Source organism: Pacificibacter marinus (assembly GCF_018860505.1).
Classification (GTDB): Bacteria; Pseudomonadota; Alphaproteobacteria; order Rhodobacterales; family Rhodobacteraceae; genus Celeribacter; species Celeribacter marinus_B.
On sequence record NZ_JAHKPU010000008.1, the window covers coordinates 225 to 10,342 of the forward strand.

Sequence of the window (10,118 nt, forward strand, 5' to 3'; positions counted from 1 at the left end):
GGCAACCTGACACTGATGGAACTTTTGCAGGGGAAGACAACGGACAAGATCGCCGACTAAGGTCAAGATATATCCCCAGATCGCGGTTTTTCTATCTCCGGCCTTTCGATGTCCTCATGTATAAAATAGATATATGCGCCATAGGCAGACAAAACAGTTAGAGCCATGGAGGATAGGTTTGCAGACACAGAGCGAATAAAGGCTGCCCACAAGTTGTCTGGGGTCAGTAAGGATGTTGACCAATAAATGAGAGCTGTTGCCGAGGCCAAGATTGCAAATGTCCAAATAGATCTCTGGCGAGCGGACCGAGAGCCAAGATCGTTCAACACGTTAAGACTGATATGCTTGTTGGCGCGCGTCATGGGCGGGCATCCGGTTTTCGAGTTGATCCGAAGGGATGCCTGCGAGGATCGCGTCGACCAGTTTGGCATGGTCGACTTTAACGGTCGCAAGTTCTTTGCAAAAACGAGCGCCATTGGAGGCGGGGCGGGCGGCCCGAAAGCACGAGAGCCTTTCGGGCGCAGAATTGCGGGGTAAGCACGTGAAAATAGTGGATGTATGGGGGTGAAAAGGCTAGTTTTCCAGCTTTAACCAAGCTGGCAGACCAGATGTGGCGATGCTATTTACGGCGACGTCGGCACAGTTTTTTAGGCTGCCAAATCGCACATCGCGGCCAGTCAGGCCTTTTGCGTAGTGAGAGTATTTTCCAGAATTTGTCATTAACACTTTCGCATCATTGGGAAAAACGGGTTCAGTGATCGAGCACCAGCAAATATCGGGGAAAACCTGAACGCCTGCGGCCTCGAGCTGCGTGACAAGACCCTCTTTTGTTGCCAAAGCAAGTGTTTTGCGTCCGACAGTCACGATGGTTTTTGTCTTCGTTGAACAGCTGCGCCCGTCAAGATATTGAGCAAATTTACGGCACTCAGTGAGTGACGCATGAGGGCTGCCAATCGCGATCAAATCCACCTGGTCATCTGCAGCATTAAAGGTGCCCCACAGGTCGATCAAATCTGAAATTGTGAGGTCGCAATATGTGCTGTCATCGCGCAAGGGCAAGGTGCCCTCTGGGGTGTGACCGCGTACGTGTAGCATCGGGGCTGCTGATGTCGTGCCAAAGGCTGCACACAGCGCTTTGAGGTCGTCTGGCGTTGGTGTGGCTTGTTCTAATCCGCTCAATACCGGAATACCATTTGGGGATTTCGCCCCTGCGAGCCAGCCAAGCATTGGCCAAATGGCATCATCATAACATTCGGGCAATTCAACGCGGATTTCACACTGCGGTCGGCGGTTTTTTGAAAGGTAGACGCCGGTGTTGGGGGCGCGCCCTGTCATAGCGATGAACAGATCTAGATAGTCAGGGTGTTTTTGCGTGCGCGCGCCAAGCACTGAGTTTGCATAGATAACAGCGTTGGATTCAGACCAACCAATGGCTTCATCTTCGGCGGGAATGTCATCGAGTAAATAGGGCGCGCAAGTGAATGTGGGCTGCGCCCCCATATTGACATAAGCATCAGCTAATCTGCTGGCTTTGGACCCAAAGATCGGAACCACACCTTGCTTGGTCCAATTTTCACGGTCTACTGAAATCGCGTTTATGGTTGTGGGAATGACTGTTTTAGCACCCATTTCTTGCATCTTTTCAGCGAAGTCTAGATTAGCGTCATGGGCTAAAATACATCCATCAATATGTGCGCGTGAGACATCAATCAGGCTTGTCGCTCCTTGTGCTGCTGCCATCAAGCACAGAACATCCATGGCGATCTTTTGCGCCTTTCCGCCATGTCCCGCTTTCATACGGTGATCGGCGTCGGTGAGCTGCAAGGACTCTGGGCCAGGGGTCTGAAGGCCTATTGAATGGCCATTAAACAAAAGGTCTTCACCGCGCACTTGTGCTGTCTCGGCCTGAGACAGGGCGTCATAAATCGCCGCATCTAGGCGCAGAATCGCAACGGGGCGTTCAAATAAAAGGCCCGCGATCAAAGCGCCAAGCGTTAGGATATCTTCTTCTTCACGAAAGACGAGCGCTGCGGGCGCTTGACCGTTGCGCGCCAACTGCAACATGACGCCGCTGCCACTGCACGACCCTCTGGACGTTGGCATCAACACAATCTTGCCCGCCAGTGATGCACCATGATTGGGGTGTAGCGCATCAATGATTTTTCCGGTGTCAGGATCAACGCCCCCCCAAAAGCTTAACCCTTCTTTACAAGTTAAAACTTGGCCAACGGCATCATTCTTCACGAAAAGGACTGCGGTGTGTTCAGTGTTCGTTATCATGTCTGGTCTTTCAGTCTTAATGAAGAGGTCAATATTTAGGCAAGAGGCCGTCGTCACCATATAGGCTTGCTTACAATGGGCGGCCTTAATTCAATTAATATGGCGCTTTTACGTGCTGTGGGAACTTCGGGTTGATTTTTAGGTTTCGTGATGTGTATCCTGTATCCAATTAAGAAGAAAAGCAAGAAACAGAATCACCTCAACAGGGAAATGACATGAAAAAAACGATCCTTATGGCCCTTTCGGCTGCGACCCTTTTTACCTCATCCATGGTCACAACAGCGTCAGCTGATATGCTTGACGAAGTGGTGGACCGTGGCGTTCTACGCTGTGGCGTTGTTCTTGACTTTCCACCAATCGGATACCGCGACGCCAACAATGACCCCGCTGGTTTTGACGTAGAATACTGTGCTGACTTGGCTGCGGCTCTTGAAGTTGAACACGAAATTCTGCCGCTGACATGGTCAGAGCGTTTGCCTGTGATTGTCACTGGTCGCGCAGATGTTGTGTTCGGCGGTACGTCTGACAGCTTGGCGCGTGCCCGTACTGTTGGTTTCTCAATCCCTTACGCGATTTACTACGCTCAAGGTGTTGTCGGCGCAGACACAGGCATCACAACGTTTGAAGACATAAAAGGCAAACGCGTGGCTGCTGCCGTAGGCACTGTGCCTGAGCAAGAATGGCTTAAAATTGCTGCCGAATGGGGTGAAGAAGACCTTTACCAAGGTTACCAGTCTGAAAACGAAGTGTTTCTCGCGGTTGCGCAAGGTAAAGCTGATATCGGCATCACCACCAACACAACCGTTTTGCCAATCACACAGCAATATGACAGCATCGTTGCAGGTCCACGCATGCCATGGACGACTGACTACACATCCGTTGTTGGCAAACGTGAAGACGTCACTTGGTTGAACTACCTCAACTTGTTCGTGACGCACCAAGTACGTTCCGGCCGCTACCAAGAGCTTTGGGGCACATATGTTGGCGGTGAAGCGCCTGAGCTTCGCATCCCTGGCGTGATGTACTAAATCAACGCGACCTTTTAAATCAACACCCTGTCCTATCTATGGGGCAGGGTATTTATTCGAAACAGGCGGCTGATATGTTCGACTACAATTTCCATTGGCGCCCCGTCATGAAAAGCCTGCCGGACTTGCTTGAGGCCGGTTTGACGACGATTCAAATTGCAGTGCTGTCGATGGTTTTCGGCGTCATTATCGGGTTGGCATTGGCCTTGATGCGTATGAATATGCGCGGCCCTGCCACATGGTTCGCATCAACTTGGATCGAGGTGGCGCGCAACACGCCTGCCTTATTCCAGTTGTTTTTCTTCGGCTTTGGCCTTGGCGCGATTGGGGTGCATTTGTCACCACATACGATCGTTCTTGCTGCCCTTAGCTTTAATTGTGCCGGGTATCTAGCCGAGAACTTTCGCGGTGGATTTCAAGCTATTCCAGAGACGCAAATTCGCGCAGCGCGGTCTTTGGGCATGACCGCATGGCAAGCTTATACGCGCATCATTATCCCGCAAGTGTTTCGGATTGTCTATCATCCGCTGACCAACCAAATGGTTTGGGCGGTGTTGATGTCGTCGCTTGGAATGCTGGTCGGATTTCGCGAACTTTCAGGCGAAACGCAGGCGCTGGCAAGCCGGACTTATCGCATTTTTGAATATTTTGCGGTCACCGCGATCATTTACTACGTCATCGTGAAACTCATTTTAGGGGCGTCGCGTTTGCTGGCGACCCGTTTGTTCAGGTACTAGGGAAAGACACATGGAACCAACGATAAGTTTCTTCTCTGGCCTGCAAATCAGCGACATTTGGTATCTGATAGAAGCCGCATGGCGTACGGTGATGATCTCTGCTTTGGCCATTTCAATTGGCACCGTATTGGGGGTCATTTTTGGCTGGATCTTGTATGAAGGCCGTTGGGCAGCAGCTCTCACACTCGGCCCATTTCTGGATGTGTTTCGTTCTGTACCGTTGATCATCCAACTTGTGCTGTTCTATAATTTCGCACCCATTATCGGGTTGAACCTCGATCCATTCTTCTCAGGCGTTGTCATTTTGGCAATCTATTGCGCGTCGCTCGTTGCGAACGTCGCACGCGGGGGAATGGAGGCTGTCAGCAAATCTATGCGCCGTGCCGCGCGTTCTTTGGGTATGAGCTACTGGCAAGACTTGCGCTACGTTGTGTTGCCAATTGGCGGTCGCGCTGTTTTCCCGTCATGGGTGGGCGTAGCGTTAGGTGTGATGAAAGATAGCGCTTTGGTGTCTGTCCTTGGTTACATTGAACTTCTTAAAGCAAGTCAGATTTTGATCACACGCACGCAAGAGCCGTTGCTGATCCTGACAATCGCTGGCGCATTCTACTTTGCGCTATCTTATCCAATTTCGCGCTACGCCGCGAGCATCGAGAAACGGTGGGCCTCATGATAGAAATACGCGGATTAGAGAAATACTTTGGAACCCTACAAGTTCTCAAAGGCATCGATCTGACTGTGCCAAAGGGCGAAGTCTTGTCCATCGTGGGCGCGTCAGGATCTGGCAAGTCTACGTTGTTGTACTGTATCAATGCGCTTGAAGAAATTCAGGCTGGGTCTGTATCTGTTGACGGAACAGACGTTCACGCCAAGAGCACAGATATCAACGCCTTGCGCCAAAAACTTGGAATGGTGTTTCAGCAATGGAATAGCTTTCCGCATTTAACAGCGCTAGAAAACGTCGCCCTGTCCCCCAGGATTGTCAAAGGCAAAACCAAAGCCGAGGCGCGCGATATCGCGGCAACGCGGTTGGAGCATGTCGGTTTGGGCGACAAATTGAATGTTTATCCAAATGCATTGTCCGGCGGGCAGCAGCAGCGCCTTGCTATCGCACGTGCCTTGGCGATGGAACCTGAATACATGCTATTCGATGAGGCGACCTCTGCGTTGGACCCTGAGCTTGTGGGCGAGGTTCTAGACACTATGCGGCTGTTGGCTGAAGAGGGTATGACTATGATTTGCGTGACGCATGAGATGAGTTTTGCACGGGATGTTTCCGATCGCGTGGCGTTTTTCCACCAAGGTGTCATCGAAGAAATTAATACGCCAGACAAGATTTTCGGCGCACCGAAGTCAGAGCATCTGCAAAAGTTCTTGGCTAATGTGCGATAGATCTCGGACATGCGTAGCACAAAAGTAATTCATGTGGTGTCGTGCCACGCCGAAGGTGAAGTTGGTGATGTGATTGTTGGCGGCGTGCTGCCACCCCCGGGAGAGACCCTGTGGGACCAACGCAATTGGATCGCGCAAGATAACACGTTGCGCAACTTTGTCTTGAATGAACCGCGTGGCGGTGTGTTTCGGCATGTGAATTTACTCGTGCCACCAAAGCATCCCGATGCACAGGCCGCTTGGATTATCATGGAGCCCGAAGACACGCCGCCTATGTCTGGCTCCAACTCGATTTGCGTCGCCACTGTCTTGCTTGATACTGGCATCATCGCAATGCAAGAGCCGGTGACGGAAATGACACTTGAAGCGCCGGGTGGCCTTGTTCACGTGCGCGCCCATTGTGCCAATGGCAAAGCAGAACGTATTGAGGTTGAAAACCTGCCGTCTTTCGCAGGGCTTTTGGATGTGCCGCTTGAGGTCGAAGGCTACGGCACAATTCGCGTTGATACGGCTTTCGGCGGCGATAGCTTTGTTGTCGTTGATCCAGCGTCTTTGGGGCTTACGCTTGACGTGGACAATGCCCAAACGCTTGCGCAGCTTGGTGTTAAAATTACCAACGCCGCCAACGAGCAGTTGGAATTCAGCCACCCAACGCAACCCGACTGGCGACATCACTCATTTTGTCTGTTTGCAGGCGCTTTGACGCGCGACGCATCGGGCTTGCGGGCGCAATCTGTTGTGTCAATCCAGCCAGGCAAACTGGATCGCAGCCCAACCGGCACGGCCGTATCTGCGCGCATGGCGCTTTTACATGCTAAAGGTGACATGAAGGTCGGCGATCGATTGACAGGTGTGTCGATTATTGGATCAGAGTTTCACGGTGAAATCCTTGGCACGACCACCATCGGTGATTTGCCAGCTATTCGTCCGCAAATCAGTGGGCGCGGCTGGGTGACTGGCACGCATCAACACATGCTAGACCCAAGTGATCCGTGGCCCGAAGGCTACCGCATTGCAGACACGTGGCCACGGTACAAATAGGCTGGTATGAAACGGTCAATCGACAGGGAACGATTGGGTTTAAGGTGTTTCATCTGCGCGTTTGGCGATCATCATTTCCAAAAGATTGTCTTTGGTGTCTGAGATGTGACGGGTCAATAAGGCGCAGGCTTCATCCGCTTTTCCGGCTTTGGCAAGGGCAAGCAATTCCCGATGCTCTTCTCGTGCCTGACCGAGTTGTTTCATGACACTAAGGTGCATGCGCACATAGCGATCTGATTGCAGGTTGATGCGATGCAAAACATCATTGGTCAATCCACGGCCAGCGGGAGCGTAAAGTGCCGTGTGATATTTGTAATTCATCGCCCCCCATTTGCTGACATCGTCTGCATCATATGAGGCTTCCATCGCTTGTAGGTCTTTTTCACAGCGTTCAATCTGATCCTCTGTCATCGCGGCAATGGCGCGGCGGAACAGATCCACCTCAATGAGAATACGAAGGTCGAAAATTTCGCCGATTTCATCCAAGGAATGCTTGGTCACCATGGCACCTTGATTGTTGGTCAGTTGCACCAAACCTTCAGCGTCGAGCCGTTTCAGGGCTTCGCGTACAGGCATGCGAGATACATCATACTCTTTTGCCAAAGCCTCTTGTCTGATGGTGACGCCTTCGGACAACTCGCCGTTCAAAATACGCTCCCGAATATCATTTGCAATGACGTCAGGTAAGCTTTGTCGGGTTATCGCGCGTTTACTGGACAATTTGTATTTCTCTTGTCTGTTGGTATTTTGGATACAGAGTGCTGTAATCTATTATACTTAAATACTAATCCACCAAATTTTAAATTTGGTGGATCTTGTACATACATGTTAGGTTTACGTATTCATTATCCAAATATTTGCTGCCAATGGAAAAGTCAAATCATGAACCAGACCGTCACAATTCCTTTAAATGAAATACAACCACTCGCTTACGACGTGCTGCTTGGTGCTGGTTATAACGCAGCGCATGCGACTGCGATTGCTAAAATGTTGTATACTTGCCAGCTGGATGATTGTCAGTCACATGGCTTGTTTCGACTTTTCATGTGTATTCAAACAATAAAAGCTGGCAAAATTGATGGCGCTGCTGTGCCTGATATCACGCAAACCGGCAAAGCCATTATCAAGGCTGATGCGCAGGACGGAATGTCTTTGTTGGCGATGGAAGCGGCCATTCCACAGTTGATTGAGAAAACCAAAGAATTTGGCATTGCTGCTGTTGCGATCAATCGCTGTTTTCATTTTTCTGCTTTGTGGCCCGAGGTCGAACGCCTGTCTGATGCGGGCTTGGCGGCAATGGCAATGGTGCCAAGCCATTCTTGGGTTGCACCCGCTGGCGGCACACGAGGCACGCTCGGCACCAATCCTTTGGCGTTCAGTTGGCCTCGTAAAGATAAAACGCCTTTTACCTTTGATTTTGCCACCAGCGCATTTGCACGCGGAGAAATCGAACTTTACAAACGTGCTGGCAAGCCACTGCCGGACGGTGTGGCGATTGATAAGCACGGCAATCCGACAAATGATCCTGACGCTGCTATGGCGGGGGCGATGTTGACGTTTGGTGGATACAAAGGCTCTGCCTTGTCCATCATGATCGAGTTGATGGCAGGGCCATTGATTGACGATATGACCAGCCTAGAAAGCATGGAATTTGCCCAAGGGCAGGGCGGCGCGCCGTACCATGGCGAAATTATTCTCGCTTTTGATCCTGCGCAATTTTCGGGTGGAAAGCTTGCTGAAAATGACGCCCGCGCCGAGCGTTTGTTTGCAGACATTATTGATCAAGGGGCGCGCTTGCCATCGCAGCGGCGCTTTGAGGCACGGGCGCGCAATCTGGAACGAGGCTACGTTGAAGTCTCGGCTGATCTGTATAACGATCTGCGTGCGCTCTTGCCTTAGGTTTTCACCGAAGCACTGACGAGGGGCCGCGACTTGGCCCCTCGTTTGTTAAAACCGTGTTGGGGCAAAGGGTGCGACGGAAACGGCTGTTGTTTTGCCGCTGATCAACTCGGCCACCAGTTCTGCCGTGCCGGCTGATTGGGTCAGCCCTAAATGGCCATGACCAAAGGCATAGATCACGTTGGAAGCGCGCTTTGATGTTCCAATCACGGGCAAGCTGTCGGGCATTGAGGGACGGAATCCCATCCATTGTTTGCCGTGATCTATTTTTAAATCGGGTAGAAACTGCGCGGCTTTTTCCAGCAAAATCTCAGCGCGTTTAAAGTTCGGTGGCAAATTGAGTCCGCCAAGTTCAACCGCGCCGCCGATACGTACCCCGCCATTGATACGCGATGCAACGAACCCATGCCCACCAAACGTCAGTTGAGTGCGTAAATCAAATGCACCCGCAGGCAAGGTTGTGTTATATCCTCGCTCGGTTTCCAATGGGATGTGGTCCCCAAGTGTGCGTGCCAGATGATGCGACCATGCTCCTGCCGCGACGATCACTTTTGGCGTATGTAATGGCCCGTTAGGGGTCATCAGATTGATGCCATCACCGCTTTGTTCAAGCGCCAGAACCTCAACGTGATCAATTTCGCCGCCGCGCGTTACAAAGACTTTGGCTAAATGTTCTGCCCAGCTGCGTGGGTCGATCGTGTTCATCCAGTCTGGTGTAAAGGCTGCGTGTGTAAAGCGAGAATCAAGGCCGGGTTGAATTTCGGCGATTTCTGTGGGGCTTTTTAAATGTTCGAATGCGATACCGAACTCGCGCCGTACATCCCACAATTTAAGACTCGCGCGAAATTCCTGCTCGCCTTCATAAAGCTGCAGTTGACCATCGCGCTGCATCAATGGTTCGCCGTCTACATTATTGATTTGGCGTTCAAGCGCAGTCAGGGAAAAGCCATTGAGCGATGATTGTGCCGTGAGTGCTGCGTGATACCGATCCCGCCAGCTTGCACGCCAAAAGCGTAGCATCCAAGGCGTAATTTTTAACGCGTAGGCAGGGGGAACGGACAGGGGGCCAAGAGGGTCAAGCAGCCATTTGGGTGCTTTCATCATGATACCAGGCGTGGCCAGCGGAACGATGTCGGCAAATGCAAAAGCCCCAGCACTGCCTGCTGAGGCTTCATTGGCAACACCAGATCGATCGATGACGCGGGCTTTATAACCTTGATTTTGTAGCTCCAGCGCTATGCTGATGCCGACAATGCCCGCGCCAATAATTGTGATGTGTTTTTGTTCCATCAAAGGCCCACAAGTACGGATGGCAACCATGTCACCACAGCTGGGAATAAGATAATGACAACAAGCACTAACATTTGCGCAGCCACAAATGGCAGCACTCCGCGGTACATCTGGATATAGGTCATGCTTTTGGGCGCGATAGATCTCAGATAAAAGATGGACGGAGCCATTGGTGGCGTCAAGTACGAGGTTTGGATCACAACTAAAACCATCATAGCAAACCAGATGGGATCAATGCCTGCGCTTTTAACAATCGGCGCAAAGATTGGGATAAAGATCAAAACAATCGACACCCAATCCAGCACAAATCCGGCAAAGAAAACCACGGTCAAGAAAAAGGCGATGATGCCCACATTACCATAGCCGATGGTTTCAACTGTATCGCGCACCAAATTGCCACCGCCTGTGACTGCAAAAATACTTGTGAACATGGTGCCACCCGCGATGATCA

At 51.3% G+C, this 10,118-nt stretch carries 10 protein-coding genes; 6 read left to right on the forward strand and 4 right to left on the reverse strand.

Annotated features, from left to right (window positions below; translation table 11 throughout):
- Positions 1 to 573: 573 nt before the first annotated feature.
- Positions 574 to 2,280 carry a cis-3-hydroxy-L-proline dehydratase gene (gene lhpI, locus KO503_RS01075; protein WP_215989751.1) on the reverse strand — a complete coding sequence of 569 codons (1,707 nt, stop codon included), beginning with the start codon at positions 2,278 to 2,280 and terminating at the stop codon, positions 574 to 576.
- Positions 2,281 to 2,495: 215 nt separating this feature from the next.
- Between lhpI and KO503_RS01080 the strand changes: the two genes are divergently transcribed.
- The 5 genes from KO503_RS01080 (at position 2,496) to KO503_RS01100 (ending at position 6,478) form a co-directional block, all read left to right on the forward strand.
- Positions 2,496 to 3,308 carry a transporter substrate-binding domain-containing protein gene (locus KO503_RS01080; RefSeq protein WP_252730891.1) on the forward strand — a complete coding sequence of 271 codons (813 nt, stop codon included), beginning with the start codon at positions 2,496 to 2,498 and terminating at the stop codon, positions 3,306 to 3,308.
- 74 nt (positions 3,309 to 3,382) lie between these two features.
- The gene (locus KO503_RS01085; RefSeq protein ID WP_215989752.1) at positions 3,383 to 4,045 is read left to right on the forward strand and encodes an amino acid ABC transporter permease; all 663 of its coding nucleotides are present in this window, start codon (positions 3,383 to 3,385) and stop codon (positions 4,043 to 4,045) included.
- Between the two features lie 10 nt (positions 4,046 to 4,055).
- Positions 4,056 to 4,718 (forward strand): amino acid ABC transporter permease, encoded by a 663-nt coding sequence (locus KO503_RS01090; RefSeq protein ID WP_215989753.1) that lies wholly within the window; start codon positions 4,056 to 4,058, stop codon positions 4,716 to 4,718.
- Entirely contained in the window at positions 4,715 to 5,437 is a 723-nt protein-coding gene (locus tag KO503_RS01095) for an amino acid ABC transporter ATP-binding protein (protein ID WP_215989754.1), read from the forward strand. Before KO503_RS01090 ends, KO503_RS01095 begins: the two co-directional genes overlap by 4 nt.
- A 9-nt stretch (positions 5,438 to 5,446) precedes the next feature.
- Positions 5,447 to 6,478: a trans-3-hydroxy-L-proline dehydratase gene (locus KO503_RS01100; protein ID WP_215989755.1), complete on the forward strand. Its 1,032-nt coding sequence runs from the start codon at positions 5,447 to 5,449 to the stop codon at positions 6,476 to 6,478.
- Between the two features lie 39 nt (positions 6,479 to 6,517).
- Here the strand turns inward: KO503_RS01100 and KO503_RS01105 are convergent, their stop codons facing one another.
- Positions 6,518 to 7,198 carry a GntR family transcriptional regulator gene (locus KO503_RS01105; protein ID WP_215989756.1) on the reverse strand — a complete coding sequence of 227 codons (681 nt, stop codon included), beginning with the start codon at positions 7,196 to 7,198 and terminating at the stop codon, positions 6,518 to 6,520.
- A 162-nt stretch (positions 7,199 to 7,360) separates the two neighbouring features.
- On the opposite strand from KO503_RS01105, the gene KO503_RS01110 reads away from it, so the two are divergent.
- Positions 7,361 to 8,377 carry an Ldh family oxidoreductase gene (locus tag KO503_RS01110; protein ID WP_215989757.1) on the forward strand — a complete coding sequence of 339 codons (1,017 nt, stop codon included), beginning with the start codon at positions 7,361 to 7,363 and terminating at the stop codon, positions 8,375 to 8,377.
- 48 nt (positions 8,378 to 8,425) lie between these two features.
- Here the strand turns inward: KO503_RS01110 and KO503_RS01115 are convergent, their stop codons facing one another.
- Positions 8,426 to 9,667 (reverse strand): NAD(P)/FAD-dependent oxidoreductase, encoded by a 1,242-nt coding sequence (locus KO503_RS01115; RefSeq protein WP_215989758.1) that lies wholly within the window; start codon positions 9,665 to 9,667, stop codon positions 8,426 to 8,428.
- On the reverse strand, positions 9,667 to 10,118 hold a 452-nt coding region (locus KO503_RS01120; protein WP_215989759.1), incomplete at its 5' end, for a TRAP transporter large permease subunit. The genes KO503_RS01120 and KO503_RS01115, both read right to left, overlap by 1 nt.

Bases quoted from the DNA above. Each gene is read 5' to 3' on its own strand.
- lhpI (WP_215989751.1), bottom strand. From the start codon at position 2,280: ATGATAACGAACACTGAACACACCGCAGTCCTTTTCGTGAAGAATGAT.
- KO503_RS01080 (WP_252730891.1), top strand. From the start codon at position 2,496: ATGAAAAAAACGATCCTTATGGCCCTTTCGGCTGCGACCCTTTTTACC.
- KO503_RS01085 (WP_215989752.1), top strand. From the start codon at position 3,383: ATGTTCGACTACAATTTCCATTGGCGCCCCGTCATGAAAAGCCTGCCG.
- KO503_RS01090 (WP_215989753.1), top strand. From the start codon at position 4,056: ATGGAACCAACGATAAGTTTCTTCTCTGGCCTGCAAATCAGCGACATT.
- KO503_RS01095 (WP_215989754.1), top strand. From the start codon at position 4,715: ATGATAGAAATACGCGGATTAGAGAAATACTTTGGAACCCTACAAGTT.
- KO503_RS01100 (WP_215989755.1), top strand. From the start codon at position 5,447: ATGCGTAGCACAAAAGTAATTCATGTGGTGTCGTGCCACGCCGAAGGT.
- KO503_RS01110 (WP_215989757.1), top strand. From the start codon at position 7,361: ATGAACCAGACCGTCACAATTCCTTTAAATGAAATACAACCACTCGCT.
- KO503_RS01115 (WP_215989758.1), bottom strand. From the start codon at position 9,667: ATGGAACAAAAACACATCACAATTATTGGCGCGGGCATTGTCGGCATC.